Source organism: Bradyrhizobium sp. Leo78 (assembly GCF_059512425.1).
Genome location: NZ_JCAMOT010000314.1, coordinates 1 through 348 on the forward strand (window position 1 = coordinate 1; position 348 = coordinate 348).

At 63.5% G+C, this 348-nt stretch carries 2 pseudogenes; both read right to left on the reverse strand.

The features are described 5' to 3' along the window. Window positions 1-180 (reverse strand): annotated as a pseudogene (locus tag AC5ZG1_RS44855) (iron-containing alcohol dehydrogenase); the annotation flags it as partial. After that, a pseudogene (locus tag AC5ZG1_RS44860) lies at window positions 150-348 on the reverse strand (aldehyde dehydrogenase family protein); the annotation flags it as partial. The pseudogenes AC5ZG1_RS44860 and AC5ZG1_RS44855, both read right to left, overlap by 31 nt.

Sequence of the window (348 nt, forward strand, 5' to 3'; positions counted from 1 at the left end):
GATCGCCATCGAGGCGAGGCCGCGGTCGGTGACGAGCAGCGGCTTCTTCATGCCGAGGCTCTTGCAGGCGTCGGCCAGCTCCTTGATGCGGCCCCGGCCGAGCTTGACCGATGTCGGATAGCTCCAGTTTGCGGTGATGTTGCTGCTGATCATGCTGTGACTTTCTTCAGGTGGAAGGATTTCGGACGCGTCAGATTCTGGAAGCCGATGATCGACAGCGAGCCGCCGCGGCCGGTCTCCTTGACGCCGGTCCAGCAGAGCGCCGGATCGAGATAATCCGCGCGGTTCATGAAGACGGTGCCGGTTTCGATGTCGCGGCCAAGCCGCGCCGCCCGTTCGGTATCCTTG